Source organism: Janthinobacterium violaceinigrum, from assembly GCF_009208555.1.
GTDB lineage: Bacteria > Pseudomonadota > Gammaproteobacteria > Burkholderiales > Burkholderiaceae_D > Janthinobacterium > Janthinobacterium violaceinigrum.
Window position 1 is genome coordinate 1 of the sequence record NZ_WFLI01000042.1, and the last position, 26,310, is coordinate 26,310.

Below are 26,310 nucleotides of genomic sequence, written 5' to 3' on the forward strand. Positions count from 1 at the left end.
CAGCACCAGGCATGCTGCCTGCTGTTTGAACTCAGGGGAAAACGTGCGTCTTTGCTTGCTCATCAAACACCTCTCCATGGCGAGCATTCTCGCCTAAATCAGTGTCCGGGTACATTAAACCACTACAGAGGGCAGGTCGATCTGGCCCAGTCAATCCTGCCAGCAAACGAACAAACCAAGTCTAATCACCAAACAGCGAAAATTGCTGAAGCTTAACATCAGCGACTTTGATACCGCGCGTCTTTCCGCTAAGTGACTGCCTAAGTAGCGACAGGAACACACGGGTGTCGGCAAAGTAGTTCGGATACGCCTTCGCCAGAGACCCCACAGACTCAACCGAGACAAGCACAGCGTCGTTTCCAGGCTTAGTTTTGCCTCGCTCCTCAGCTTCCATATAAGCCACGGACGCAGCATCTTTCTGCTTCTCAGCGTAACCAGTGACCATCAAGGTCCCACGCTCTGGATCGAGCTGAAGTAAATAATAAAAGGCATTAATATCATCACCGTTCGACATTGCATGCACCGCTCGATTGAACTCAGTAAGGCGACTTTCCACCTGCAAATGACCAGCAAGGTAAGATAACTCAGCAATCAACTCAGTCCGGTCAGCGGGTGTACCTGGAACAATTTGCCCACCCTCACGAAGTGCAATCGCGGACCCCATCAGCGAAAAAAAACGCTGCCACTCGGCACTTCCAAGACTTGACTTCAGCGCCTGCCCCGAGAACATTCCGACAGTCTCAACAGCGGTTGCCCAAGCATGCTGATAACGAGAACGAACCTGTAGTTCGATCTTCATCCCGTTGTAGTCCTCATTCTTATCGGAATAGTAACGATAGATCAAATGAATACCACGGTAACCCGATGCCTTTGGGCACAAAATATAGTCATCGTGCGACGCCAGAGAGTGCTTAATGCCACTTGTGCTCAAGTAGTAATCCTCAATGCGCTTAACAGTTGCTATGTTATGAACAATCGCCCTACAGCCACCGAGGTCCTGCATCTGCGACAGCTTCATCGTCGACCTGACGACAAGCTTTTGACTGATGGAAGCCATACGCTTGATCCGCTGTGCTATTAGCGCATCCCCACCAAACCGGCGGGCCACCGAACGGAGATTGATCTGCAACGTATTGAGCGGAAAAGCATGTGACGCCCTAAAGTTATTAATAGCCTCCAACGCCTCCAAATACTCGTCAATATGATTGTGAAAGTAGTCATCTTCTTCACATAGAACCAGCATTTTGCCAGCCGCATTGACCTGCTGGACAGTGTATTTTGGAGTTATCCAGGCCATATTCACTTTCTAGCAAAAAACACAACTATACACCACTAAGATGCTTACTTGGTCAGAAGGAGGGAGATTGCGAAAGCTTTCTTGCGAGGCGCGAGGGTCAGGTCTGCCATTCGGACACGGGCTGATGCATTGGGAACCCGCTGATCGATTCCGGCAGAAGGAGGTGTGTGATAATCCCAATATTGCAAGAAACCCATTTCTAACTGAAATACTTTACGATCACATATGTCAAAAACACCGCTGAAACGCATCGCATACGTCCGACTCTCCCAAAACGGAAAACCGTATCCAATGCTTTGCCCAAGAGAGGACCTCGGCGCGAACGACCAGGTCGAAGTGCTGCTGCACGCCGATAGCCTTAATGCCACCTACATAGACGGCGTTATCACTGAAGTGACATGGCAGCGCTGGAAATGCCGCTCGAAGGTTCTAAATTGTCTGAGCGAGGTCACCTACACCATCGATGACACTGACGGTCTTAAATGGGTCCGTCATGTCGATCTAACGCGGCGCGCAGGCAAGACCGCAGAGCTGTCGGAGCCGAAAATAGCACCATATTTGAAGCAGTCGAAACGCGATGAGATGCTCCATATATACGAAGCAACTGCTGGTGAGGACGGCGAGGACGCCTATCTCTGCGACGGAGTGTGGATCAGCCGTGATGGTTTGGTGAAGAGCAGCAACTGAGGTCCGACGCTCAATTGCTCCTCAGCCATACGGCTGCCCGGCCAATGCTGGACCGTGTCGTGAAGGACGAGGCATCCTTAACTGCACACAAACCATTAACTGCACTTCGCCCCCCTCAGGGCTGGCTATCCACTTATTCTTTCCAGTGTGCCCAAGGCTGGATAAGGTATAGGGCGACTACCTGCTTCCCATGCAGCCAAAAGTGCGCGGCGATATGGGGATGCCGCCGTTCGCATGGTTTAGTAGAAAATTTTTTTTGCGCGGCAACCAATTTACATAGAAAACGATGTAAACTGAGTTTTCACATCAAAGGAAAACTCATGCCAAACGATAATGTTGTTCAAAAGACTCCTTCACCAATTCAGGCGCTGTTCATGAACCTTGGTGTCCAAAAGGTTAAGCGTTACGATAAATTTAGCATCGAATACGCGGAAGGTTTTTTGATCGTGACGATCAATCGCGGGAACGGTAGTGGTACCGTGGAAGTCATTAGAAAGCGACTAGACGGCGGATTCATTGAGATGACCGCATTCGATCCGAACACGATGGATAGGGCTGAACGGGACACCCTGATAAAAAAATTGAAGCAGGATGGATTTTCTCAGTCCGAGATTGCTCGCAGAATTGGATTTACACAAGCAACAGTTAGCAATGCTTTACGAAAAATTTCAAGGGAATGACCGGCTGGTGTAAAGCGGAAGCAGACCCTCAGAAACTTAAAGTCTGTTGAAAACTTAGTGACGAACCGCAATCACTTAATCGCTGATCGCGAGCCAGGAAAAGCCAGTAGCAGCGCTTTAAACTCCCCTTCCTAGCCTAGGAAGACATTGATAAGAAAACGACTCAAAAGTGCGTCAAAACGCGTCAAAATTGATACGGCTTTTTTACCACATAGCATCAGTCCTTATGCAACTGCGGCCATGATGCAAATTTGAGTCAAAAGACCCCTATATAGCGGGCAGGTGTGGAGGGGGGACAACTGCGCGCGCCGGGCCGAAATGGGCTTTTTCCTTGCTTCTAGAGCAACATCAATCGTCGGGACGTGAAAAAGCCGCCTCGTGGGCGGCCTGTGGGGGGCCTGGGGCGCGTTGGCGCGGCTGGGCCGTCACGGCCCGGCTCTGCCGGCTAGCGCGGCGTCCGGTCATCCTGGGCGGCCGGCGCGAGCCTTCGCCGCTTGCTCCTTCTCGTAATCGTCGCGGCAGTCCACGTTGCAGAACGGCAGGCCGGGCGCCAGCGGCTCGTCACAGTAGTGGCAGGCGCCGTGCGCCACCAGGGCGGGCCGTCCGCGGACAGCGGCCAGGCCGCGCGCCACTTCGGCGAAGATGATTTTGTCCGTGTTGTCGACGTGATCGCTCATTGCGCGCCCTCCGCCTTGGCCAGCTCATACGGGGCGAACTTCACCACTTCCACGCCCGCCCACTCGTTGATCGCCATGAACTGCGACTGCAGCGGCACCAGCTCGTTGCGGGCGAAGACGCGCGCGGCCGGTTCCACGGCGCCGAAGCCGCCGGCATTATTCGGCAGGATGCCCATCAACTGGGGCGGCACGCGGTGGGCAGCCAGCTGGTCGTCGCGCGTCACGCTCTTGATGTTGAAAAACTCGTCCTTGGCGGCCACGTCCGACACGGGCAGAATCTGGATGCCGTCCTTCTTGCCGTTCGGCGCATACATGAACAGGTTGCGGAAGTTGCCTGGCCCCTTGCTATCGCGCATGGCCTGACGCAGGTTGTCCACGTCCTGGGTGTTGGCGGCCGCATCCGTCATGTAGAAGACGAAACCGGCATGACTGCCGTTCTTGTAGTACTTGCGGCGGAACAAGGTGGCCGCCTCGTTGAGCCAGGCCGACTGCAGCGCGCTCAGGTATTGCGGCACGCCGTACAGCTCCTGGTTGACGTCTGGTTCCATCAGGTGGAACACGCCCCCCTTTTCGAACTGATGCGCCGTGCCGTGATTGGTGACGAAGAAATACGTGTCCCAGTCGATGCCGCGCCGCATGTACTTGGCCAGCGCATGCGCGTACGTCAACGGGCGCCCGCTACGGCTGGGCCGGTCTTCCAGATAGCAGTTGCCAAACGTCAGGAAGTCGAGCGCCAGGCGTTTGAAGGCGTCGCGCGACAGGTATTTACTGGGCATCAGCGTGGATGCCAGCACGTTGGCCTTGAAGTGGATGGCGCTGGAATGGTGCACGCCGGCATTGAAGGACTTGGCCAGGCCGGCCAGGTTGATGGGCGGCTCGTACCACTCGCCGTTCTTCCAGCATTCGAAGCAGTCGAGAATATCGCCGTGCTCGAGCACGGGCGTGGGGTCGCCGAAGGAAAACGCCTGGATGCCGGCGGCCTCCGGCGGCGGCGCCGTGGTAGGGCCTGGTGCGGAGCGCGCGCGGGCGCGCTGATGTCGTGCTTTGCTCAAGAGTAAATCTCCATGATGGATTGGTTGTTGTCGGTACTGCCTTCGAATGGTTCGTGATCGAGCGCGTGCATGCAGGCCCATGCCAGGTCGGCGTGGCCCGTCTCATCGCTACGCCCGGCCACGTAGGTGACGTGCCGCCCGCTGGGCGTGAGGGTCTTGCGGATTGCCATGAACGATTGCGCGATGTCGATCCAGCCGGCGTCAAATTCCAGCCGGCCCTTGCTGATAATGTTTTTGGCTTTCAGCACCATGCGCGTCTTGACTTCCGGCGAATAGTTGATGGCCGTGACGGCCGGGAAGAAGCCGCGCACGATAGGCAGCACGCCGATGCCCATGCCAGTCGTGTCGATGCCGATGTATTCGACGTTGTAGCGCTGGGTCATCTGGCGGATGGCCTCGGCATGGTCCTTGAAATCCTGGCCTCGCCACTGGTGGCGCTCGAGGATGCGGAACTTGCCGCCGGCCGTCATGGGCGGCGCCAGCACAACGCAGCCGGCGCTGTCGCCGTTCAAGGCCGGGTCGTAGCCAATCCACACGGGCCGGTTGCCGAAGGGGCGCAAGCCCAGCAGTGGCTTGTAGTCTTCCCATTCCACCCAGGAATCGACCATGCAGCGCTGCAGCTCGTTCAAGGGAAAGACGCTGGCCGAGTCGTCGATAAAGTTGCACATCAACAGGTTTTCAAACTGGTCGGGGCTGTATTCGAAGTTGCGCAGCTCGTCGATGTCGAACAGGTTGCAGCCGCCGCGCTCGGCGTCGAGGATGGTGACGATCTGGCGCCATATCTTGTCTTCGCCCGTGTAGCCGGACGCCAGGCGCTGGTGGCTGACATCGATGTTGAATTGCTCGGCCTTGGCGCGGCGCTTGTTGAACAGCTCGCCTGTCCAGAATGGGTAGGCTTGGTGCGTGGTCGATGATGGCGTGGAGAAATACGTCTTGCGCCATTTTTTGTGGATGGCCATGCCCGAGGCCACCTTGTTCAACTCCTGGAAATTCTGCGTCCAGAAAAATTCATCGAAATAAAAATTGCCGTGGTAGCCCTGCGCCGTGCGCGCATTGGTGCCCAGGAAATACAGGTGGGCGCCGTTCGGCAGCACGATAGGGTCGCCCGTCAGGTCGATGCCGGCCGCCTCGCGGGCGAATTGCACGATGTATTGCTTGAAGACGTGGGCTTGCGACTTCGACGCGGACAGGAAAATCTGGTTGCGGCCCGTTTCCATGGCGTCGGCCAGCGCCTCGCGCGCGAAGTACCACGTGGCGCCGATCTGGCGCGACTTGAGGATGGCGCGCGTGCGCTGGTCGCCGTTGCGATACCAGACCTTTTGATAATCGAAGAGCGAGTCCTGGAAGGCGTCGAGCAGCTGGATTTTCTGTTCTTCGCTGAAATCGTTGCGCGTCGGCTTCTTCTTTGGGCCGGCATTGCGGTTCGCCAGCTTCGGGTTGAGATCCACTTCGTTGCCGCCCGGCTGCTCGTAGCGGCGCACGCGCGCCGCCTGCACGATTGCGCGCATCAGCAGATCGATTTCCTTGTAGTCGCTGCCGCTCTTGACCTCTTTTTCGATCAGCTTCACCAGGCGCAGTTCGGCCGCCGCTTCCACGTGCTCGATGGCCTGCGCCTTGTCCCATTCGTCGCGTGCCTTCCAGCTATTGATCGTGCTGCGCTTGATCCCCAAGTGGCGGGCGATGGACGAAATGCGCCAGCCCTTCCAGTACAAGGCGCGCGCGGCGCGTCGTGGCTCGGATTCGGGCACGGCCAGTTCGGCGATTTTTTCGTCCGCCGTTTGTTCGCTTGTTTTCTCGATTGTCAGCATGCCGCCAGCGTAGGCCGCGCGCGCGCGGAACGGGGAAAGGCAAAAGTCGCTATAGCCCATAGCAACCCGCCCCGCATTGAATCGCCGGGCCAAGACGTTGACCATGGCGTTATCCGATCAACCGAGACCCACCACCATGGCTAAATCCCAATTCTTCCGCGTCGCCACCGAAGGCGCCACCACGGACGGCCGCAACATCGACCGCGCCACCATCGAGCAGCTGGCCGCCAGCTACAACCCGAAAACCTACGGCGCGCGCATCTGGCTCGAGCACATCCGCGGCATCCTGCCCGACAGCCAATTCAAGGCCTACGGCGACGTGATTGGCCGTGTAGTCAAAGCTGTTGGTGGCGATGGCATGCAGGATCGCCGCCCGGTGGTTCTCGGCCCGTTTCAGATTAGCGGAGGTGGGCTTGAGCGCGATCCTTTCCCTGCACCTGGTGCCGCGATACATGAAGGTGATTTCGATGCTGCTTTCCGATGCAGCTTTAACACCTCGCCCGTCGGCATTCACGCCAACGTATTTCACCATGCTCCCTTGTGCCTGCTGCACAAACTCGGTGTTGGCCAGCTGGCGCGACTCGTTGAACTTCGGCAGTGTTGCCACTTCTTTTTTACTGTATTGCGAATGCGGATCGGCAGCAGCCAAGTGCTTGGCCAGTTGCTGGTCGCCATAGGCGCGTGCGCTGGTGGCCGTCAGGGCGTGGGCCGCATGGTCGTACTGCAGCACGGCGCCATCAGGGTAATGCGTGGTGTGGATGGTCGGGCTGGACTCGGGTGCGTCAAACGCCTGCGAGTACAGAGCGGGCAGGATGATGCCGCGCGTCAGGTCGCCGCCAGGGGAAAAGACGATCACTTGTTCGCCGACGGTGGGTGCCGACCAGGTGCGCGTGCCACCGGCGCGCCGGGTGGCCCATTTCAGCCATTCGGTGGTGAGTGTCGGCCCGAGCCGCACGCGCGCCTTGGCCCCTTTGACCTCGGCGATGGTGCCCAGGCGGATCAGGTTTTGCAGCAAGCGGAGCAGGTCGGACTGGTCGGCGTTCATGCAGTGCATGTTGCCGAAGTCCGCGTGCGGATGCACGCGGGGGCGGGTTGATATGCGGTTTATTGACTATGAAAAATATAAGTCACTCCACATTAGACTTCCTTTTGGAGACTAAGTCAGAGTTTAACTGTTGCCACAGATCGAAATTTAGAATAACAGGCTGACAAGGATCTATTTCCCAGCCGCCTTCGCTTTTGAAATGACTGATTTTGCTTCGCTTAGAAAAGTACGAATCTTTTCAGCATCGGCAAGCTTGAGGTATGCCGAGGCCTTCCCAATTCGACCACTCGATACTGCAAGACTTATCTCTCCACCACTTCCGGAAAAAACGGTCATAGACAAGTCACCTTTCGTTTTGTATTGGGCTTCAAAGTTACCTAGTGTGGTGACGTTGCGTTCAATCTTACTGATGTAATCCAAGCCGCGAATAAGTGAGTCGATTTCATCCTCGTCGATGAATGAAGTGTTTTCACGCTCAAGTCTCCCAGACTCCTTGACTTCGAATGAAACACCGTACTGGGCTGATTTAGGATTGCTTGCGTCCCGGAACTCTCGAACATCGATCGACACACGCCCCAGACCATTGACGACGCCTATAGTCGAGTAGCCTTTTACGATGACAATACCAGTCCGCGCTGAAAATGACTCTAGCTTCGTTGCTGGCTGTGCCTTGGTTGCATCAGCTGGGTCTTGTGCATTGACTAAGAGCGGAAAGACAAGAAGAGTGGCAGAAAGAAGATGACGCATTGTTGCTCCAAGTATGAATGGATTTAATGACGAATGGGAAAAGTAGAAAAATCTTGTTTAACTGAGCGCCGACTTGTATTCTGGCCCGTTATGGATACTAATCAGTGTATCTCGCACTCTAACTCATTTGGCAACTAATATCATTAAGAGTTGAATCACGATTCATTATTTTACGAACCGAGCAAGGATTCGCGGATCGATGTCCGATCCGCGTTTCTCATTCCCAACAGCGGCCGCTCCGGGTACTTGTATATGTGCCCATTCTTTGACACGCGGTCTTGTTGGCCAAACTGATGCACCCGCGCCACGCGCGCCACCCACCCAAAGAACCCGACCTCGATCTGGTCGCCGGTCGCCTTCACCTTCAAATGTTTGGCCGTACGAATCTTGGCGAACATCGCCGCCTTCTGCCGTTTAATGCGGCCATTCTTTTCCTTGAATTCCTTGCGCCGCTTGCGCGCGGGGTAGGCCGTGCCATCCGGTCCCTGCTGTGCCTTGATGCGCTGTGCCTGGCTGCGGCGCAGGTCGATGGCCACCTTGTGATTGATGGCGCGGCGCTGGGCCGGCTGCAGCTTGGCCAGCAGGGCGCCGGCCCAGGTTTCCAGCGCATGCAGGTCGTCGCTCATGGCGTGGCCTCTGGTGTGCGCCATTCGGCCAATAGGGTCTCGCCGGCATATAGCTTCCAGAACTCGTCCGCATAGGCTGGCATATGCTGTATCTCGGCCAGGTGCTTGATGTCGAGGCGGCCCGCCTCGCCGGTCTTGACGGCCACGCGTTCGGTCAGGTCCAGCTTGATGGAAATATCCACCGTTTCATGGTTGTTGAAGTCCACCTCGAAGGCGATGCCGTGCTTGCGGGTTTCTTCGTTGGCCATCAGGTCGAGCTGGTGGACTTTCAGCCAGGCGATCAGGGCCACCATGATGGCGTCGGCGTCGCCCGCGTAGTCGGTCACGATCAGGTTGAGCTTGAAGCGGTATTCGAAGGAGAGGGAGGCGGTGGCCGACGCCGCCACGTTGCCCTCGTCGGCGAAGACCAGCAGGCGGTCGGGGTCGCGCTGCAGGTCGGGGATGGCGGCGGCCAGGTGCTGGCGCAGGCTATTCGGTTTGTACATGGTAGGTGTCTCGCACGGTATTGTAGGCGTTGATGCAGGCGTTCAGTTTCCGGATGGCGTCGTCGCCGTCGCCGGCAATGGCGTCAAGAGCTGCCGCAGTCGCTGGGTCAAGTTCGGCGCGCGCTTCAATCCGATGGCCTGCGGTAGTGGTGGGATCTGTAATTGCGGCGCACTGGCCGCTGGCGACGGGGATTGACAGGCGCACAGCGCCGCTGCGCACGTCATCGTTAAAACGATCACGCTCTGTTTTCGCATGGGTTTGCTCCTGGGTGAAGTGGTCGGCGCGATGCGCCAGGGCAGCGCCGGCGGCGCGCTCCAGGGTGAGCACGCGTGTGGTGGCCCGGGCCAGCTCGGTGGCGGCGGTGGCTGTTTGGATAGTCGCCGCCCGCTGCAGCACGGCGATGCTGGCGTCCTTGCGCCAGCCCTGCGCCGTCCAGCCCGCCAGGGCGCCGCACAGGAGAATGGCGACCAGCGGGCGCCAGGTGGTCGCGGTCACATGGCCACCCGTTCCTTGATCCAGCCGCACAGAAAATGGCGCTGGCTCTTGTTGGCCTCGGTGATGTCCAGGTAGCGCGCCGCCTGCAGGCCATTCAAGGCGCGCAGCAGCACGGCGGCACCATGTCAGGAAGGTACTAAGGGCGCCCAGCGACTGCGCGCCCAGGCGGCCGTCGACGAACAGGGCGGGGTAGCGCGCGCCCGTGTCGTTGAAACCGTTCAGCCAGCGCTGCAGGAACTCGGCCGCGCGGTGTGGCCCCATGTTCACGCCCGTGTCGATCACTTCGGCGCCGATGCCGGCATGGATGGCCAGCACTTGGTCGAACTTCGGTTCCGTGATGTAGCGCACCGTGTAGATGGCGCGTGCCAAGGCCTCGGGCAGGTCGCGCATCGGCCCCGTGTAGCCGTTAGCGCGCGCCACGGCCACAGTGATGCCGAAGTTGGTTTCGCCGCCTTTGTCGGCCGGGTCGTTCACGTAGCCGCCTTCGGCACGCAGGATGGCGTCGATGGTGCGCACGATCAGGGGATTTTCCATGGTGGCCAGCCAATCCGTAAGACACTATGGACTGGCGTCCTGCAAAACGCTGGGGTGCGGTATCGCAACCCATATCAGACGCGGCATACCTATGCCAGCATGATGCTTTCAGCCGGTGAGCACCCTATGTGGGTTGCAAAACAGATGGGGCATGCGGACTGAACGATGATTGCAAGGGTGTATGGAAGATGGATGCCGGATGCAGATCAGACTGCGGGTTCAAAAGCAGAAAGTGTTTTCGGCATTTAACCAATTAGCCCTGTAGATAGAGCTTCACTCATCATTGCCTATCTCGACTGATGTGTCGAAAACGCCCCACAGCACACCTGGCAATCATCCACTTCTCGGATACAGACGGCGCTCTGTTATGTACGACCAGTCAGTGATGGCGCCAGGGACGCCGCATCCGTTCAGACGATGCGCCTGCTTGGTCATAGTATTTATCACAACTATGGCCTCTTCGGCGTAATCTTAAGTTGGACAAATGCGCATTTGACAATGCGTAAGGTGCCACGCATGATATGGGTTTCACATCATAGTTGCCGAAAGTTATCTTGGAATTTACGAATATTAAATGGTTGCCAACCTTTGGCTGGTGGGCGATCAATATCCTTATCCCTGTGGCCAGTCCAGTATTCTTTCTTTGGGCTTTTGGATTTCCCCGCTCGACGGCGCCGCTAGCATCTAACAATGTAATCAAATCAATTGGTAAGGGAGAGCTCTTATGGGCTGTGATGGGCATGGCTGCTGCTACGTGCTCTGACCTCATCGCTCTTCTGGGCGTCTCAACTGTCGCAGTTGGGAAAGACTTTATATGGATCGCCTTCGGCCTTCACATCTTTTTGATTGTGATATCGGTGGTTGCCGTCGGTCTCAACTCCCTCGACCTTCCGGCAGGGTACACTCCTCCGAATCCCCATATTCCTGACAAACGCATTTTTGTTATGTCACTCGCAGCATTGATACTTGTGAGCGTGACCTACTCCGCTACTCACGCAACGCTGACTGACCAAGAGGCAGCAAACGAAAAAATCAAAGTAGAAGCACAGAAGAAGACGGTAGCGGACAAACAGGCTATAATTGATCGCATTGAAAAGTGTCTCGCTAACACTAACGCCAAAAGTGGCGGGAAAAATTGCTTAAAGGAAACAAAATGAGCAGCTTAATCGCAAAGTTAGAAACGGATGTAGCTATGCGCGTGCGCGCTGGAAAGATCCTTTCGGGCATGATGGGCGTCGTTTCTGTGGCCGCAGCATTGGTGGTTGCCTACCTTTCATGGGTTCTCTGACACGCTATACATCGTGGTTCAACTAAAGCCGGGATTTCCCGGCTTTTTTACGTCCGTAGCGACGAACACAAATAGATGCAATACAGGCAACTTATTTTTCACTGAAAATGTCATGTATCGCGAGCTGCGCATAGCCGCACACCGGGCAATCTTAAAATTTTGGCATGATCTCTCAGCGTTACGGGCGCGTGATCGACGTATGGCCGAAACCGGCTACCGCAATTGGCAGGTTGATTGTCTGCATTTTGCCAGCAAAACCTTCAAGATGCCTAAAAATTCTCAGTTTACGGTAGGTTCGATTCCCGCCGTCTCCACCACCGAATAAATAAAAAGGGCTTCCCTGTTTTGGCGGGGAGGCCCTTTTTAATTTATTCCATGTATGCAGAACGCGGGCAGCGCACCCACATCCGGTACGGACGCGAGGATTTTGCTTGCAAGCGCAACCCTCTCCGATTCCTCTGACTAGGTTTTGCGCCGCAGGCGGTTTTTCCAAACGACAACATCAGCCGTTCAGGCCGTGTCCGAATGGCAGACCTGACCCTCGCTAGGCTGACTGCAACATTAGGACCCAATGATATAGTGGCGGAATGTATACACTGAAGAAAACCGCCATGAAAAACGACACAACCGCTCGCCCGCAAACCACCCAGGCACCTGCAAGACTCAGCAAAGGGGACTTCGTCACCGCACTGCGCAAGCTGCTGCAAGAAGAAGAAAAGGCGGGCAAGACCAGCGTGGACGTACGCGCTGCGGCCCTGCACACTGACGTAGGCATTTATCCCGCGCGCGGCCACTCGATGCCGACCTGTTGCACGGTGATGTATGAGGAGATGAAGCCGGGTGACGAGATACTGCTGACTCCCCCAGGCGGCAAAGGACCTTCGCTGCTGGTACGGTATAAATTCCCGCGCTGAGAATCGCGGTCTCAAGCTACAGGAGGCGATTCAGAGCGCTAATTGGCTCCGCCCAATCCCCCGAAGCAGCCCTTCATGGCTCCCGGCTGCAGCCTGGATAAAGGCTATCGTGAGCGAAACAAGGAGAATATCTCCTGCAGCCTCGATCGAGACGGGTACGTGTGCCACTTCGGTTTTAACCTGCGCAGCGGCAAAAGCATTGCGGGAGCGATTTGTCAGGTCGCCGCTCTCTGGCGCCGTCAAACAGCGCCAGCCTCTGCCTCCTACCGCCTGCTCAACGGCACATACTCGCCCGGCTGCCCCGCCGCTTCCAGCGCATCGGCAAATGCCAGCAAGAACTTGGCCGGGCCATGGTCGGACACCAGCAGGGAGGCGCCCTTGTGGCGCAGCAGTTTCAGGACTTCCTGCTGGTGTGCCTGGTATTCGCTGGAGTTACCGTAAAACGTTTGATACATCTCAAGGGTTTCCATGGCCTTGGCGGCCAGGATGAATTCGGGTTTGTCCATGATGTCTCCTCGTCGTTGGTGCTGCCAAAGTGCTGCCAAAACCACGAAAAATCCGGCAAGACATCCCGCCGGCACGGCGTTCCCATGCCGGTCGCACTGCCTTGCGGCAACCACATCCGTGCTTCCATCATACGCTTCAACCCGGCCATTGCGCCGTCCTGTCGTGCTTTTTTCCTGCCCTGCCGTCCCGCATTGCTTGCCGCACGTCCACCTCACATCGTGGCCAGCACGATTCCCCGCGTGCGCGCTAGCCACAGGATTTCACGCATGGCATCATGCGCGCTCCCCATTCACCCTGGCGACACATGGACCAATATCACTTTCTGGTAGGCGAACTCAAGAAAAATACCCCCTTCATTGCCGCCGCGGCCAGCGCCCAGCTGTTCGCCTGGTTCGCACACATCGGCGAACCCGTCGAGCGCTACGGCAACAAGCGCGGCAAGATCGTCAAGTACTCACAGCGAAATTACGAGAAGATGCTGTTCGCGCCAGAGACCGACGGCATCGGACTGCTTTCGCCGCGTCTCGTGCCGCCCGACGAAGCTGACGAGGCCGTCAACTGCGACGCGCAGGCCATGTATTCATCGGGCTCGGAGCTGGTTCTGTCCATACGCGCCAGCAAGCTTGCGCTGATGCCGTTGTTCGACGGTGCCCGGGCCATACCCGGCCTGTTTGAGCATTGCGAATATGTGTACTGCTACGCTGAAACGCAGGGCTATGGCACCGGCTACGCACTCGGCTACCGGCAGATCGATGAGGCCCATCCGATGACCTTTGGCACTCCTTGCCCCGCAAATAACTGGGCTGCCATCAAGCGGCGCGGGCTGCTAGATTCGCACCTGCGCGATGTATATCCCATCAACGGTTTCACGCAAACCAGACTCGATGCGCTGCCGCCCGAGCGCCGGCAAGCGCTGCGCGACGCGATGCACGCGTATGGCCACTGCGAAGACCATGCCGGCTTGACCTTCTGGTACCTGCCTGCCGAAGAACTGGACGCCGCCCGCGCGGCACTGAACACCCACGCCATGCTGGGCGCCTATATCAACAACCGACATCCATGAGCACACATTTATCGTTGCACTGCTATCTGCAGGACGAGGCCGCCGAACGTCCCCTGCCCTGCTCCGACGTGACGATACAGGCCGACCCGGCCACCCTGCGCGCCATCGCCCATTTTCTGCTGGCCAGCGCGGACACGTTTGAGCAGGCGCAAGACCGGGCCGGCATGCACGCGCACCTGCAGGATGCGTGGCCAGGCTGGCAAGACGACTTTCCCGACCTGGTGCTCGTGTCCACCTGAAACGTTTTACAGCGCCAGCTTGTAGCCTTCATGGCTGGCGACAAAGCCCAGCTTTTCATAGAAACGGTGCGCGTCGGGACGGCCCTTGTCCGTCGTCAGCTGCAGCAGCTGGCAGCCGCGCGCGCGGCAGGCTGCCATGGCCCACTCGAACAGGCGCTGGCCCACGCCCGCGCTGCGGTGCGAGGCGGCGATGCGCACGGCTTCGATCTGGCCGCGCCAGGCGCCGCGGCGGGCAATGCCGGGGATAAATGACAGTTGCAGCGTACCCACGATGACGTCGCCATCGGCGGCCACCACCAGGCGCTGGTTGGCATCGGCGGCGATCGCCTGGAAGGCGCTGACATAGCAGGCGGCGGGGGGCGAGGCGACGGTTTCGCGCAGGGCGCCCAGCGCATCGTCGGCCAGCAGGCTGACGATGGCTTCCAGGTCGGCCAGGGTGGCGGTACGAAAAATGATGGTATCCATGGTGGCTCCAGTGAATCGGCAGCACGATTGTACGGGCGTGCGGTCCGCCCGGCCAGTCAGGTAACATACGCCACCGCCGCTTTACAGAGAACACCCGATGCCCGATTCCCGAACCACCCTGCCCTGGCTGCGCACTGCCGTGCTGGCCGCCGCGCTGGCCAGCCTGTCCGCCTGCGCCAGCCCGCCCGCGCACGAAGCGCTGTTCCTCGCCACCACGCTCACGCCCGCGCACTCGTTCACCAAGGGCATCGAAGGCCCGGCCGTCGATGCGGATGGCAATATCTATGCCGTCAACTTTGCGCGCCAGCAAACCATCGGCAAGGTCAGCCCTGGCGGCATGGGCGAGGTGTACCTGACCCTGCCAGGCACCAGCATCGCCAACGGCATCCGTTTCGGCAGCCGCGGCCAGATGTATTTGGCCGACTACATGGAACACACGATTTACCTGGTGGACCCGGCCACGCGCGCACTCACCATCCACGCGCGCGAGCCGCGCATGACGCAGCCGAACGATATCGCCATCACGGCCGATGACGTGCTGTATGCGAGCGACCCGAACTGGAAGGAAAACACGGGCCGCGTGTGGCGCATCGCGCAGGATGGCACGGTGACCCTGGCGCTCGACACCATGGGCACGGCCAACGGCATCGAGGTCAGTCCCGACGGCAAGATTTTGTACGTGAATGAAAGCGTGCAGCGCAATATCTGGATGTATGACATCGCGGCCGACGGCAACCTGAGCGGCAAGCGCCTGCTGATCAGGTTCGACGATTTCGGCATGGACGGCATGCGCGTGGACGTCGACGGCAACCTGTACGTGACGCGCTACGGCAAGGGCAGCGTCGTCAAACTGTCGCCGCAGGGACGCATCCTGCGCGAAATCAGCGTGCCCGGCGCCAAGCCCAGCAACATCACCTTCGGCGGCCCCGATGGCCGCACGGCGTACGTGACGGAAGTGGTGCAGGGCCGGCTGCTGCAGTTCCGCGTCGACCGCCCGGGCCTGGAATGGCAGCGCGCGCGGCAGCACAGGGCGAATGCAGCAGCGGCGGCAGCAGCAGCGCCTGCCGCCGCCGAACACGTCAGCGCGGAATGATGCGTTGCGCCTTCAACTGCTCGAACAGATGGAAGAAGGCGTCCGGCGTATCCTGGTAGTCGAGGAAGCCGGCCTTGCGGCTCTTGCCCATGTCCGTCATCACTTCCATCGGCCGCCCCAGGTCGGCATCCGTATGCCACCAGGAAGCGAGGCGGCCGATGTCAGGCTCCGCCAGGCCATGCTGCTGCGCGATGGCGCGCCATTGGGCGGGCGCATCCTGCATGCGGCCGGCCAGCGGCGCCATCGTCTCGGGCAGGTCCGCCGCCTCGATACCGAAATACGCGGCCAGGCGGGGCCACAGCCACTTCCAGCGGAACACGTCGCCATTGACGATATTGAAGTCCTCGTTGCGCGCGGCGGGGCTGTCCGCCGCCCACGCCAGGTGGCGCGCGATCTGGCCCGCGTCCGTCATGTCGGACAGGCCGTGCCATTGCGCGGGCGAACCCGGAAACACGAAGGGCTGGCCACTGGCCTTGCACAGGTGCGCATACACGGCCAAAGTTAATCCCATATTCATGGCATTGCCCAGCGCATAGCCGATGATGGTGTGCGGGCGGTGCACGCTCCACGTAAAGCCGTATTGCGCGGCCGCTTCAAACAACCGGTCTTCCTGTTCATAGTAGAAATTGTCCACGTCCTGGCGGCCCTGCTCTTCGCGGAACGGCGTGACGGGCACGGCGCCCTGGCCATACGCGTCGAACGGTCCCAGATAATGCTTGAGGCCCGTCACCAGCGCCGCGTGGCGCAAGTGGCCAGCAGGTCCCAGCGCGGCCAGCACATTGGCCACCATGGCGCCATTGACGCGGATGTTGTCCTGCTCGCTTTCCTGCCGCGCCCAGGCTGTAAAAAAGACGTGGCTGGCATCGAGGCCGGCCAGGCCGGCGGCGACGGCCGCGCCATCGGTCGCATCGAGCTGCAGGGAAGCGCAGCCGGCGGGCACGGGCGTGCGGCCCCGCGAGACGCCCGTGACCTGCCAGCCGTGCGCCAGCAAATGGCTGGCCAGCTTGCTGCCGATGACGCCGCTGGCGCCGATGATGAGGGCGTGTTTTTGCATGGGATACAAGCTCCAAAAGAAAAAAACCATCATATCCGCGACATCAATTCTTATCCGCGATACTATTTCACTCTATTCATGAATAAAATTCGCGGATCATGTTTTCATCGGAACATTTAAAGGGCCTCACGCCCTTCCTCGCCACGGCCGACGCGGGCAGTTTTACCAAAGCGGCCGAGCGCCTGCACCTGAGCAGCTCGGCCGTCAGCAAGAGCGTGGCGCGGCTGGAAGAACGGCTGGGCGTGCTGCTGTTCGAGCGCAGCACGCGCCGCTTGAAACTGAGCGACGCGGGCCGCGCCTACTACGCCACCTGCAAGCGCGTGCTGCAGGAACTGGCGGACGCGGAAGACGTGCTGGGCGAGCACGCGACGGCACTGGCGGGCAAGGTGCGCATCGGCGTGCCCGCCTCGTATGGCCGCCTGCGCGTGATGCCGGCGCTGCTGGAACTGTGCGCGCAGTATCCGCGCCTGCAGCCGTCGATCGCCTTCAGCGACCGCTTCGTCGACCTGTTCGAAGAGCGCATCGACATCGCCGTGCGCATCGGCGCGCCCTCGCACTGGCCCGCCGCGCTGGGGCAGATGCACCTGGGCGACGAACAGCTGATCCTGTGCGCGGCGCCCGCCTACCTGGCGCGGCGCGGCACGCCCGCGTCCATCGCGCAGCTCGATGAGCACGACTGCATCGCCTACGGACGCGGCGACGGTTCGCCCATGCCGTGGCTGTTCCACGACGAAGACAACGGCGGACAGGTCGAGTACCGCCTGGCCTCTCCCCGCATGACGGTGGGCGATGCGGAAGCGCGCACGGCCGCCGTGCTGGCCGGCCTGGGCGTGGCGCAGCTGGCCACCTGGCTGGTGCACGAGCACCTGGCCACGGGCGCCATCGTGGCGGTGCTGCCGGCACTGGCCACGCAAGGCTTGCCCCTGTACCTGGCCTGGCCGCTGGCGCGCCAGTTGACGCCGAAAACAGGCACCCTGCTGCAGGAATTGCGGCAGCGGCTGACGATCAGTTGATGCAGTTGAAAATTCCGCTTGACCCTGACGCTACGTCAGGCGCGATTCTGCTTGCACGCACCCGGAAAGGAGTACCCCATGCTGTTGAAAATCGGTGAACTGGCCAGGCTCACGGGCCTGACCATCCGCACCCTGCACCACTACGACAGCATCGGTCTGCTCTCGCCCTCGGCGCGCACGCAAGCTGGCTACCGCCTGTACCAGCACAGCGACATGGACCGGCTGCACCGGATCATGGCGCTGCGCAAGTTCGGGTTGTCGCTGGCCGATATCGCCAACGCACTCGCCGGCCCGGATCTGCCCTTGAGCGCCATCGTGGCGCAGCAGATCGCCATGCTGGAACGCCAGATCGCGCAGGCTTCCACCCTGCGCGAACGCCTGCGCAGCTTGCAGGCACAACTGGCGCAAGGGCAGGCACCGGAACTGGCCGAGTGGCTCACCACGATGGAGTTGATGACCATGTACGACAAATACTTTACCCCCGAAGAACTGCAACAGATACCGCTGCTGTCCGATGCGGCCGTGGAACAGGAATGGAAAGCACTGGTAGCGAGAGTGCGCGCCGTCAAGGACGCCGGCGCCGGCCCCGGCGATGCACGCGCGCAAGCCCTGGCCACGGAATGGATGGTCAAGCTGGTGCGCGACACGGGCGCCCACCCGGGCCTGTTTGCACGCCTGAACAGCATGCATGCGCAGGAACCATCGATGCAGGCCACGACCAGCATCGATGCAGACTTGATGCAGTTCATCATCGCCGCCTTCAATGCCTCGCGCATCGCGCTGTACCAGCCTTTCCTCGATGAACAGGAATACGCGTACCTGGTGGCCAACTACGGCAAGCGCTCGGGCGAATGGCCAGCCCTGATCGCGGCCGTGCGCGCCGCCATCGATGCGCGCACGCCGCCCACCGACCCGGCCGTGCTGCAGCTGGCGCGGCAGTGGCTGGACCTGTTCCGCTCGTATGCCGGCACGGACCCGGGCACGCAGCTGAAATTCCGCCAGGCGCACCAGCAGGAACCGCGCTTGATGGAGGGCAGCTTTGTCGATGCCGCCATGCTGCAGTACCTGAGCGCGGCGATGGCTGTGGTGGCGCAGGAGCGCCCCGGCGCATAAGTTGACGTGTGGCATCTCGTGGGCGGGGCCATGTAGAATCGGCCTTCGCCCACGAGAGGAAAAACCGATGCGCCGCTTTCTGTTTGCTTGCCTGACCCTGCCCGCCCTGCATGCCGCCATGGCGGCCGAGCCGCCCGTGCAAGGGGTGTGGCAGGGCACTCTGGGCAAGGCCAATGTCGTGGCCTGCTTCAACCAGCCCAGCCCCACGCAAGGCGCGGACCGCAGCGGCAACTATTACTACACGCGCTACAAGACGCCCATCATGCTGGCCAAGCCGAACGGCAAGGCCCTGTGGCAAGAGCAGGATGCCAAGGGCAACACGACGGGCACCTGGTCCTTGAATGCGCCGCAAGATGGCAAAGTCACCGGCACCTGGACGGACCCGAAAAGCGGCAAGACCGTGCCCCTGGCCTTGACCCTGCTGGAAGCGGCGGGCGACCGCGAGCATCCATCGTGCGCCAGCGATGCCTACAACCTGGCGCTGGAAGACTTTCCCAGCACCAAAGTGAGCAAACCCATCGCCTTCGAAGGCAAGCAATACCGCAATCTGCAAGTGGGCGACACCATCACGGTAGAGCTGATCGCTCCCGGCGATGGCGTGGCGAAAATCAACGCGCAGCTGCGCGCCGTGCTGGCGAAGAACAAGAAAGACCTGGCCGACTTCTATGCCACGCGCCGCGAATACCTGGGCCGCAACGGTTTCACGACGGAAGACGAAGTGTATGCGGAGCCAACCTACTGGTCGCCGCGCTGGGTGACGATCAAGTTCTACCGCTGGCCGGCCGGTTATGGCGCCAACGGCATCTCCATCAAGTTCCGCACCTGGGACGTGAAGACGGGCCAGGAGACGGACGTGTGGAACTGGTTTGGCGCCAGCGCCAGCGATGGCGACGACAAGGCCGAATTGCCGGACCGCCTGCGCCAGGCCCTGTTCAAGGGCGTCACCATCGACGCCGAGTGCAAGGGCACGGATTACGACGGCCGTGGCCGCTTCCACCTGTCCCTGAAGCCGGAGGGCGTGTCGTTCTGGGAAGACTCCAACGGCAGCGGCTGCGAAAACGACTTCCTGCTGCCCTACAACAAGGTCGGCCCCTTCCTCACCGTCAAGGGCCGCGCCGCGCTCAGCGATCTATTGCCGAAGAACTAGGCGCTGCGTCAAACATAGTAGCTGTCGTCGAGCAGCATGTCCTCGAAAAACGCGCCATACGGCAAGGTCGGATGGCGCAGATGGATTTCCAGGATCCAGCGCATGGGCGATGGCGAAAAATCCGCGTCGGCCAGCGCGCCCGCGTAAATCGTGGCGTGCGGGAAATCGGACACGCGATGCCCGCCCAGGTCAAAGTTCAATTCCCAGCCCAGCTTGCGCGCTTCCTGCTCTGCGTAGGCGTACAGGGCCTGGCCCGTCAGCCGCTCGCGCAGCCACACGGCCCGTACCTGGTGAAACAGGCATTCCACATCGCGCGCGCAGCGCGCATAGTCCGCCTGTTGCGCGCTGTCGCCCACCGTGAACGTGGCGCCGCCATCGCCTTCCCATGCCTGCACGCGGGGCGCGATATCGAGGAAGAAAATATCGTGCTCTTGCAAGGCCACGCCCGGCTCGGATGCGCGCTTCATCGGTTTGAGCGTATTGCGGCCAAAGCGTACGCGCGTGGGGTGCCAGCTCAGCGCCAGCCCCATGTCCAGCAGCACTTGTTTCGCCATCGCCACGGCGTCTTCTTCCAGCATGCCGGGCCGGATGCGCGCGGCAATGGCGGCAAGTGCTTCGCGCGTCTTGCGGCGCGCCAGCAGCATGCCGTCTTCAGTATAGGCGGGGCCGACCCGCTCGGCGTCCAGTGTGGTGTGCATGTTTGACTTTCCTCAAGGGCGCGGCCGAAGTGGCGCGCCTGCAGCAAAGTATAGATTTGCGGATGCGGCGGCAGGGGCCCTGGCTGCCGCGTATTCCGGACAGCGTGGCAGGCATTCCTGCCATGCGCGCCCGTCAGGCGCCGGGGTGGCTGGAAAAATGCTGCCGGTACTGCCTGGCCGACACGCCCAGCCGCCGCAAAAACACGGCGCGCAGCTGATCGGCCGTGCCGAAGCCGCAGCGCCAGGCGATGGTTTTCAGCGGTGCATCGCCGGCGGCCAGCAAGGCGCGCGCCGCATCGAGCCGGGCGCTTTCGATGAAGCGGGCCGGCGTCACGCCCAGCTCGCGCGCGAAGACGCGGGCAAAGTTGCGCGGGCTCATGGCGACCAGCTGCGCCAGGGTCTCCACGTCCAGCGCCTCGCCCAAGTGCGCGAGCACGTATTGCTGCGCCTGCGCCACGGGCGAGGCCACGTCCAGCACGGGCGTCAGGTGCGGGCTGAACTGCGACTGCCCACCCTGGCGCTGCGTGTACACCACCACGCGGCGCGCCACCTGCAGCGCCAGCTGCGCGCCGCCCACGCCACCCGCCTCGGCCAGCAACGATAGGGCCAGGTCGATGCCGGCCGTCACGCCGGCCGAGCTGACCAGCTTGCCGTCGTGCACATAAATGCTGTCCGCATCCACCTGGGCCAGCGGAAAACGGGCAGCCAGCGCCGCCGCATCGTTCCAGTGCGTGGCGACTTTTTTACCGTCAAGCAAGCCCGCGTGCCCCAGCAAGAACGCACCATTGCAGATGGAACCGTAGCGCCCCGCCCTGCCCGCCGCCTGCGCCAGCCAGGCGCTCAGCGCGGCATCGCGGGGCTGCGCCGGCAAGCCGGGACCGCCCGCCACCAGCAGCAGGTCGTAGGCGTCGCTGGCCTGCGCGTAATGGCGGTGGGCGGCCAGGCATAGACCGTTCGAGCAGCGCAGCAAGCCCTCCTGCGTGCCCAGCACCTCGATCGCGTATTGCCGCTCCGGCGGCAAGAAACCGTTCGCTTCGGCAAACACGTCCAGGGGTCCGCTGACGTCGAGCGCCTGCACGCCGGGAAAGATGAGGATGGCGATGCTGGGCATGGTTCAGTCCCGCGCCACGGCCGCAACCTGCTGCGCCACCAGCTCGGCCGTGGCGGCCGCCAGGGTCCAGCCCAGGTGGCCATGGCCCGTGTTGTAGTACACGCCGGGTGCCTTGCCCGGCCCCACTTTCGGCAGCATGGCCGGCAGCATGGGACGCAAGCCCGCCCACGGGATCGCCTGGCGCGTATTAATGCCAGGAAAGCACTGCTCCACCCAGCGCACTAGCGGACGGATGCGGTCGGCGCGGATGTCGTAATCGATGCCGTTGAATTCCGCCGTGCCCGCCACCCGCAGCCTGTCCTCGCCCAGGCGGCTGCTGACCAGCTTGGTCGCATCGTCGAGCAGGCTGACGGACGGGGCAGCCGCGCGGCTGGCTGCATCATCGAGCTGCACGGTAATCGAATACCCTTTCACGGGATACACATTCACATGGTCACCCAGGGATGCGGCCAGGGCGCGGCTGGCCGTGCCCGCGCACACGACGATGGCGTCGAACACCGTGCTGTCCTCGTCCGTGGCGACGCGCACCTTGCCGTGTTCGCGCGCCAGCGCCGTCACCTGCGCGCCATAGCGGCACGCCACGCCCAGGCGCACACAGGCATCGGCCAGGCCGCTGGTGAATTTGTGGATGTCGCCCGTGGAATCGCTGTCCGTGTAGTAGCCACCGTAAAAGTCGCCCTGCAGGGCCGGCTCGATGGCGCGCATTTCCGCAAGCGTCACGGGGCGCCGCTGCAAGCCGCCCTGCGCCAGCAGGCGCGACACGCGGGCCGCCCGCTCGAAGCCGGCGCGCTCGCGATACACGTGCAGGATGCCGGCGCGGCGGTGATCGAACGCTATGTTTTCTGCTTGCGCCCACGCAAACAGGTGTTCGCGCGCGGCAATCGCCATGCGCGCCGTGGCGATGGTGTTGCGCTCGTAGTCGGGCATGGCGGCGAGAAATTCCGCAAACCAGCTCAGCTTGTGCCAGCTGGGCCAGGGATGGAGCAGCAGGGGCGCGTCGCGCCGCGTCATCCATTTCAGCGCGTTCAATATCGTCGCCTTGTGGTTCCACACTTCCGCATGCGAGGCCGACAATTGCCCGCCATTCGCATACGACGTTTCCATGGCGGCATAACGGTGCCGCTCGATCAGGGTCACGGCCACGCCCCGTTTGGCCAGCGCATACGCCGTCGTCACGCCCGTGATGCCGGCACCCAGCACGGCCACGCGCTTCATTGCGGCGATACCTTGTGCACGACGGTATCGCCCGCCTGCAGCACGCGGCCATCGGGCGCCAGCACCTCCATGCGGCGCACGGGCAAGCCGGAACCGCGCTGCCGCAGGGTGGAATGGGCCTCGCCTGGCGCGAACAGCTGCGCCTCGCTCCACTGGCGCAAGCCCACCACGACGGGAAACAGCGCCAGCCCCTTGGCCGTCAGCACGTATTCCTGGTAAGCCGTGCCGTCCGAGGCGGGCGCGACCTCGAAAATGCCCTCCTCCACCAGGGAGTGCAGGCGGTCGGCCAGGATGTTCTTCGCCACGCCCAGGCTTTTCTGGAACTCGCCGAACCGGCGCATGCCGTCGAAGGCGTCGCGCACGATCAGCAGCGACCAGCGCTCGCCGATCGCGTCGAGCGCGCGCGCCACGGGGCAGGGGTCGGTCTTCAGGCTCTTGCGTTTGGCCACGGGCATTCTCCAGGATTGACTGGTTGCATTTTAAAACTTCTCCGCGTAGACTCCAACTAGTTTTAATTTGAAACCACATAAACCACCATGCGCGACACGACTCCCCTCCCCAGCCAAGCGACGCTTGCCCCCTCCCTCGTCTGGCTGTTCGCCACGGCGGCCGGCCTCAGCGTGGCCAATGTGTATTACGCCCAGCCTTTGCTCGCCACCCTGGCGCACGAATTCGGCATGACGGAGGCGGCCAGCGGCATGGTCGTCACGGCCACGCAGATCGGCTGCGCGCTGGCCCTGCTGCTGCTGGTTCCCCTGGGCGACATGCTGAACCGGCGCCGCCTGACCTTGATCCAGCTGGGCTTGCTGGCCCTCACCCTGGCGGCGCTGGGATGCGCCCGCTCCACGGCCGCCTTGCTGGGCGGCATGCTCCTGGTCGGCTTGCTGGGCACGGCCATGACGCAGGGCTTGATCGCCTACGCGGCCAGCGCGGCAGCCAGCCACGAGCGGGGAAGAGTCGTCGGCATGGCGCAGGGTGGCGTGGTGATCGGCTTGCTGCTGGCGCGCACCCTGTCGGGCGTGGTGGCCGATGTGGCCGACTGGCGCGCCGTGTATTTTGTCTCGGCGGCCATGGCGTGCGCCCTGCTGTTGCTGCTGTGGCGCAAGCTGCCGCCCGCGCAAGCGGCCAGCCGGCAGCTGGCGTATGGCGCCCTGCTCGCTTCGATGCTGGCCATGCTGAGGCACAACAAGGTGCTGCGCGTGCGCGGCATGCTGGCCCTGCTGATGTTTGCCGTGTTCAATATTTTCTGGAGCGCCCTCGTGCTGCCCCTGACGGCGCAAGGCTATAGCCATGCGGCCATCGGCGCGTTCGGCCTCGTGGGCGTGGTGGGAGCGCTGGGCGCGGCACGGGCCGGGGCGCTGGCCGACGGTGGACGCGCGCAATGGACGACGGGCGCGGCCCTGCTGTTGCTGCTGGCCGCGTGGCTGCCGCTCAGCTTTGCCGGTGCGGCCCTGTGGCCCTTGATCGTCGGCATCATCGCGCTGGACCTGGCGGGCCAAGCCATCCACGTGACCAACCAGAGCCTGATATTCAAACAGGACAGCGATGCGCACAGCCGCCTGGTGGCGTGCTATATGCTGTTCTATGCGGTGGGTAGCGGTGCGGGAGCGATTGCCGCCACCAGCGTGTATGCGCTGGCGGGCTGGCATGGGGTATGCGCGCTGGGCGCGGCGGTCAGCTTGCTCGCCCTGCTGTTCTGGCGACTGACCTTGCCTGCTGAAAAACCTTAGTTCAGCATGGCCGTGGCGGAACCATGGCGATACGTTTTCAGGGCATCGGGCTGGATCTGGATCAGCGAACCGCTGACTTTAATCAGGTGCAAGTCCGTCAGCTGGTGCAGCACGCGCGACAGGGTGGCGGGCGCCAGGTTCAGGAACGAGGCCAGCAGGCTTTTCTTCAGGTCCAGCTTGACTTCGTTCGAACGCTGCTGGTCCGAAGCTTGCAGCAGATACTCGACCACGCGCTGGGTGGCGTTCTGCACGGAGCAGCGCTCCACGTTGCGGATAAAACCCATCAGGTGATGCGACAGGCTGTTCATCATCTGGCGCGCGATACGGGGCGACTGGTCCAGCAGGCGCAGCAGCGCGTGCGGCGGGATGCGAAGCAGCAGGCAGTGCTCGAGCGCTTCGGCGCAGAACGGATACGGTTCATCGAGGAAAATCATGGCTTCGCCGAAGCTCTGGCCCGGACGGATCAATTCCAGTACCTTGTCCGTGCCTTCCATGGAAAACACGCTCAGCTTGACGAGGCCGAAGACCACCACGTAGGCGCCTTCCGCCACTTCGCCCTTGCGGAACAGCACTTTGCCTTTTTCCACTTCAACACGCACGACATCCTGGCGCAATTGCTCTAATTGCGAAGGGGAAATATGGCGGAACAGAGCCTGGCTCGATAGCAAGCCATCGACGTTGACCTTATGCATGACACTCTCTTATTAGATTAGCGAATGACTAAGAGTGTAATGCGCAGGCACGGTCAAGGCCATACGTCAAAGGAACTAGGGTTGTCTAGGCCGGAACGCCATGCAGATCAAACAATCGCGCATTCCTTGTGGCTTTTTAACTGGGTATTTGCGCTTTGCTTGATCTTTATTTGCCTAACTCACGCTCGACGGCATACACGGCAATCTGCACGCGGCTGCTGAGCTTAAGCTTTTTGAGGATGTTTTGCACGTGGATTTTCACCGTGCTTTCCGCCACGTCCAGCTGGCGCGCGATTTCCTTGTTGCTCTGGCCCCGCGCCAGGCAAGCCATCGCTTCGCGCTCGCGCGGCGTCAGTTTGTCGTAGTCGGCCTGCGGTGCGTTCTGCCCCGCGCGGAACTGCGACACCAGCTTGGCCGTCATGGCGTCGGCGATCACGGATTCGCCGGCGGCAGCGCGACAAATGGCCTGGCCCAGCTGTTCGGCTTCGATATTTTTCAGCAGATAGCCGCGCGCGCCCGCGCGCAGAGCCGCGCCCAGGTCGGCTGCGTTTTCCGACACGGTCAGCATCAGCACCACCATCTGCGGCATGTCCTGCAAGATCAGCTGCAGCGCCTCGACGCCGGATACGCCGGGCATGTTCAAGTCCATCAGCACCACATCGGGCCGCAGTTCGGCCGTCAGGCGCACGCCGTCGAGGCCGTTCGATGCCTCGCCCACCACCTGGAACAGAGGATTGCGCTGCAACAGCAGCTTGACGCCGCTGCGCAGCAAGGTGTGGTCGTCGACCAGCAGGATTTTGATTGGAGCGTTCACGTGTTTGTTTCTTCTGCCTG

Annotated in this window: 31 protein-coding genes and 3 pseudogenes; 16 read left to right on the top strand and 18 right to left on the bottom strand. The window is 61.3% G+C overall.

The genetic code is table 11. The features are described 5' to 3' along the window. Positions 1 to 216 (top strand): hypothetical protein (locus GCN75_RS29680; protein WP_226941555.1); only part of this gene is annotated, 216 nt, incomplete at its 5' end. Here GCN75_RS29680 and GCN75_RS24765 read toward each other — a convergent pair. After that, positions 182 to 1,297, bottom strand: a complete 1,116-nt coding sequence (locus GCN75_RS24765) for a RelA/SpoT domain-containing protein (protein WP_152284756.1) — start codon at positions 1,295 to 1,297, stop codon at positions 182 to 184. The two genes, GCN75_RS29680 and GCN75_RS24765, sit on opposite strands and share 35 nt — an antisense overlap. 225 nt (positions 1,298 to 1,522) lie before the next feature. On the opposite strand from GCN75_RS24765, the gene GCN75_RS24770 reads away from it, so the two are divergent. Together GCN75_RS24770 and GCN75_RS24775 are read left to right on the top strand one after the other, a co-directional pair. After that, complete coding sequence (locus GCN75_RS24770; RefSeq protein WP_152284757.1) at positions 1,523 to 1,984, top strand: hypothetical protein; 462 nt, start codon at positions 1,523 to 1,525, stop codon at positions 1,982 to 1,984. A gap of 320 nt (positions 1,985 to 2,304) precedes the next feature. Beyond that, a complete protein-coding gene (locus GCN75_RS24775) occupies positions 2,305 to 2,664 on the top strand; it encodes a helix-turn-helix domain-containing protein (protein ID WP_152284758.1) in 360 nt (119 codons plus the stop codon). A gap of 461 nt (positions 2,665 to 3,125) precedes the next feature. Here the strand turns inward: GCN75_RS24775 and GCN75_RS24780 are convergent, their stop codons facing one another. Genes GCN75_RS24780 through GCN75_RS24790 form a run of 3 tightly spaced genes read right to left on the bottom strand, consistent with a single transcriptional unit; the run spans position 3,126 to position 6,201 of the window. Next, positions 3,126 to 3,341 carry a hypothetical protein gene (locus tag GCN75_RS24780; RefSeq protein WP_152284759.1) on the bottom strand — a complete coding sequence of 72 codons (216 nt, stop codon included), beginning with the start codon at positions 3,339 to 3,341 and terminating at the stop codon, positions 3,126 to 3,128. Continuing rightward, positions 3,338 to 4,393, bottom strand: a complete 1,056-nt coding sequence (locus GCN75_RS24785; RefSeq protein WP_226941556.1) for a phage portal protein — start codon at positions 4,391 to 4,393, stop codon at positions 3,338 to 3,340. The genes GCN75_RS24780 and GCN75_RS24785 overlap by 4 nt, the downstream gene beginning before the upstream one ends. Next, the gene (locus GCN75_RS24790; RefSeq protein WP_152284761.1) at positions 4,390 to 6,201 is read right to left on the bottom strand and encodes a terminase ATPase subunit family protein; all 1,812 of its coding nucleotides are present in this window, start codon (positions 6,199 to 6,201) and stop codon (positions 4,390 to 4,392) included. Before GCN75_RS24790 ends, GCN75_RS24785 begins: the two co-directional genes overlap by 4 nt. A gap of 136 nt (positions 6,202 to 6,337) precedes the next feature. Between GCN75_RS24790 and GCN75_RS29685 the strand changes: the two are divergent. Beyond that, positions 6,338 to 6,559: pseudogene (locus GCN75_RS29685) on the top strand (GPO family capsid scaffolding protein); the annotation flags it as partial. A gap of 27 nt (positions 6,560 to 6,586) precedes the next feature. Here the strand turns inward: GCN75_RS29685 and GCN75_RS29935 are convergent. The 5 genes and pseudogenes from GCN75_RS29935 to GCN75_RS30020 form a co-directional block, all read right to left on the bottom strand. Further along, positions 6,587 to 7,255, bottom strand: a pseudogene (locus tag GCN75_RS29935) (phage baseplate assembly protein V); the annotation flags it as partial. Between the two features lie 162 nt (positions 7,256 to 7,417). Next, positions 7,418 to 7,993 carry a hypothetical protein gene (locus GCN75_RS24800; RefSeq protein WP_152284763.1) on the bottom strand — a complete coding sequence of 192 codons (576 nt, stop codon included), beginning with the start codon at positions 7,991 to 7,993 and terminating at the stop codon, positions 7,418 to 7,420. 170 nt (positions 7,994 to 8,163) lie between these two features. Then, the gene (locus GCN75_RS24805; protein WP_152284764.1) at positions 8,164 to 8,619 is read right to left on the bottom strand and encodes a phage virion morphogenesis protein; all 456 of its coding nucleotides are present in this window, start codon (positions 8,617 to 8,619) and stop codon (positions 8,164 to 8,166) included. Further along, entirely contained in the window at positions 8,616 to 9,104 is a 489-nt protein-coding gene (locus tag GCN75_RS24810) for a phage tail protein (RefSeq protein ID WP_152284765.1), read from the bottom strand. The genes GCN75_RS24805 and GCN75_RS24810 overlap by 4 nt, the downstream gene beginning before the upstream one ends. Next, on the bottom strand, positions 9,088 to 10,134 hold the full coding sequence (locus GCN75_RS30020) for a lysis system i-spanin subunit Rz (RefSeq protein ID WP_264372566.1): 1,047 nt from the start codon (positions 10,132 to 10,134) through the stop codon (positions 9,088 to 9,090). The genes GCN75_RS24810 and GCN75_RS30020 overlap by 17 nt, the downstream gene beginning before the upstream one ends. Positions 10,135 to 10,173: 39 nt before the next feature. On the opposite strand from GCN75_RS30020, the pseudogene GCN75_RS30025 reads away from it, so the two are divergent. The 5 genes and pseudogenes from GCN75_RS30025 to GCN75_RS24840 all read left to right on the top strand — a co-directional run. Further along, positions 10,174 to 10,383 (top strand): annotated as a pseudogene (locus GCN75_RS30025) (site-specific integrase); the annotation flags it as partial. A gap of 305 nt (positions 10,384 to 10,688) precedes the next feature. Beyond that, a complete protein-coding gene (locus tag GCN75_RS24830) occupies positions 10,689 to 11,291 on the top strand; it encodes a hypothetical protein (RefSeq protein ID WP_152284767.1) in 603 nt (200 codons plus the stop codon). Then, positions 11,288 to 11,422, top strand: a complete 135-nt coding sequence (locus GCN75_RS29875) for a hypothetical protein (protein WP_264372567.1) — start codon at positions 11,288 to 11,290, stop codon at positions 11,420 to 11,422. Before GCN75_RS24830 ends, GCN75_RS29875 begins: the two co-directional genes overlap by 4 nt. Positions 11,423 to 11,534: 112 nt before the next feature. Continuing rightward, positions 11,535 to 11,747, top strand: a complete 213-nt coding sequence (locus tag GCN75_RS24835; RefSeq protein WP_152284768.1) for a hypothetical protein — start codon at positions 11,535 to 11,537, stop codon at positions 11,745 to 11,747. A gap of 286 nt (positions 11,748 to 12,033) precedes the next feature. Then, positions 12,034 to 12,336 carry an HNH endonuclease gene (locus GCN75_RS24840; RefSeq protein ID WP_152284769.1) on the top strand — a complete coding sequence of 101 codons (303 nt, stop codon included), beginning with the start codon at positions 12,034 to 12,036 and terminating at the stop codon, positions 12,334 to 12,336. Between the two features lie 263 nt (positions 12,337 to 12,599). On the opposite strand, the gene GCN75_RS24845 is transcribed toward GCN75_RS24840, so the two are convergent. After that, positions 12,600 to 12,842: a hypothetical protein gene (locus tag GCN75_RS24845; protein WP_152284770.1), complete on the bottom strand. Its 243-nt coding sequence runs from the start codon at positions 12,840 to 12,842 to the stop codon at positions 12,600 to 12,602. Between the two features lie 305 nt (positions 12,843 to 13,147). On the opposite strand from GCN75_RS24845, the gene GCN75_RS24850 reads away from it, so the two are divergent. After that, positions 13,148 to 13,906 carry a hypothetical protein gene (locus GCN75_RS24850; protein WP_152284771.1) on the top strand — a complete coding sequence of 253 codons (759 nt, stop codon included), beginning with the start codon at positions 13,148 to 13,150 and terminating at the stop codon, positions 13,904 to 13,906. Continuing rightward, positions 13,903 to 14,145, top strand: a complete 243-nt coding sequence (locus GCN75_RS24855; protein ID WP_152284772.1) for an Imm32 family immunity protein — start codon at positions 13,903 to 13,905, stop codon at positions 14,143 to 14,145. The genes GCN75_RS24850 and GCN75_RS24855 overlap by 4 nt, the downstream gene beginning before the upstream one ends. 6 nt (positions 14,146 to 14,151) lie before the next feature. On the opposite strand, the gene GCN75_RS24860 is transcribed toward GCN75_RS24855, so the two are convergent. After that, entirely contained in the window at positions 14,152 to 14,610 is a 459-nt protein-coding gene (locus GCN75_RS24860; protein WP_152284773.1) for a GNAT family N-acetyltransferase, read from the bottom strand. Between the two features lie 97 nt (positions 14,611 to 14,707). Here GCN75_RS24860 and GCN75_RS24865 point away from each other — a divergent pair, with 97 nt between their 5' ends. Then, positions 14,708 to 15,703, top strand: a complete 996-nt coding sequence (locus GCN75_RS24865; RefSeq protein ID WP_226941558.1) for an SMP-30/gluconolactonase/LRE family protein — start codon at positions 14,708 to 14,710, stop codon at positions 15,701 to 15,703. Here GCN75_RS24865 and GCN75_RS24870 read toward each other — a convergent pair. Then, complete coding sequence (locus GCN75_RS24870) at positions 15,690 to 16,757, bottom strand: SDR family oxidoreductase (protein WP_152284774.1); 1,068 nt, start codon at positions 16,755 to 16,757, stop codon at positions 15,690 to 15,692. The two genes, GCN75_RS24865 and GCN75_RS24870, sit on opposite strands and share 14 nt — an antisense overlap. Positions 16,758 to 16,855: 98 nt before the next feature. On the opposite strand from GCN75_RS24870, the gene GCN75_RS24875 reads away from it, so the two are divergent. The 3 genes from GCN75_RS24875 (at position 16,856) to GCN75_RS24885 (ending at position 20,030) form a co-directional block, all read left to right on the top strand. After that, positions 16,856 to 17,770, top strand: coding sequence for a LysR family transcriptional regulator (locus tag GCN75_RS24875; RefSeq protein WP_152284775.1), 915 nt, complete (start codon positions 16,856 to 16,858; stop codon positions 17,768 to 17,770). Between the two features lie 78 nt (positions 17,771 to 17,848). After that, positions 17,849 to 18,883 carry a MerR family transcriptional regulator gene (locus GCN75_RS24880; protein ID WP_152284776.1) on the top strand — a complete coding sequence of 345 codons (1,035 nt, stop codon included), beginning with the start codon at positions 17,849 to 17,851 and terminating at the stop codon, positions 18,881 to 18,883. Between the two features lie 67 nt (positions 18,884 to 18,950). Next, a complete protein-coding gene (locus tag GCN75_RS24885) occupies positions 18,951 to 20,030 on the top strand; it encodes a hypothetical protein (RefSeq protein WP_152284777.1) in 1,080 nt (359 codons plus the stop codon). A gap of 8 nt (positions 20,031 to 20,038) precedes the next feature. On the opposite strand, the gene GCN75_RS24890 is transcribed toward GCN75_RS24885, so the two are convergent. The 4 genes from GCN75_RS24890 to GCN75_RS24905 all read right to left on the bottom strand — a co-directional run bounded on the left by GCN75_RS24890 (position 20,039) and on the right by GCN75_RS24905 (position 23,503). Further along, entirely contained in the window at positions 20,039 to 20,728 is a 690-nt protein-coding gene (locus GCN75_RS24890; RefSeq protein ID WP_152284778.1) for a M24 family metallopeptidase, read from the bottom strand. 133 nt (positions 20,729 to 20,861) lie between these two features. Continuing rightward, positions 20,862 to 21,839, bottom strand: a complete 978-nt coding sequence (locus GCN75_RS24895; protein ID WP_152284779.1) for a GlxA family transcriptional regulator — start codon at positions 21,837 to 21,839, stop codon at positions 20,862 to 20,864. Positions 21,840 to 21,842: 3 nt separating this feature from the next. After that, the gene (locus GCN75_RS24900; protein WP_152284780.1) at positions 21,843 to 23,054 is read right to left on the bottom strand and encodes a D-amino acid dehydrogenase; all 1,212 of its coding nucleotides are present in this window, start codon (positions 23,052 to 23,054) and stop codon (positions 21,843 to 21,845) included. Continuing rightward, a complete protein-coding gene (locus GCN75_RS24905) occupies positions 23,051 to 23,503 on the bottom strand; it encodes a winged helix-turn-helix transcriptional regulator (RefSeq protein ID WP_152284781.1) in 453 nt (150 codons plus the stop codon). The genes GCN75_RS24900 and GCN75_RS24905 overlap by 4 nt, the downstream gene beginning before the upstream one ends. A gap of 87 nt (positions 23,504 to 23,590) precedes the next feature. Here GCN75_RS24905 and GCN75_RS24910 point away from each other — a divergent pair, with 87 nt between their 5' ends. Continuing rightward, positions 23,591 to 24,784 carry an MFS transporter gene (locus GCN75_RS24910; protein WP_152284782.1) on the top strand — a complete coding sequence of 398 codons (1,194 nt, stop codon included), beginning with the start codon at positions 23,591 to 23,593 and terminating at the stop codon, positions 24,782 to 24,784. On the opposite strand, the gene GCN75_RS24915 is transcribed toward GCN75_RS24910, so the two are convergent. Further along, positions 24,781 to 25,476, bottom strand: coding sequence for a Crp/Fnr family transcriptional regulator (locus GCN75_RS24915; RefSeq protein WP_034759676.1), 696 nt, complete (start codon positions 25,474 to 25,476; stop codon positions 24,781 to 24,783). The genes GCN75_RS24910 and GCN75_RS24915 overlap by 4 nt on opposite strands. Positions 25,477 to 25,642: 166 nt before the next feature. Continuing rightward, a complete protein-coding gene (locus GCN75_RS24920; RefSeq protein WP_152258090.1) occupies positions 25,643 to 26,290 on the bottom strand; it encodes a response regulator in 648 nt (215 codons plus the stop codon). Positions 26,291 to 26,310: the final 20 nt, after the last annotated feature.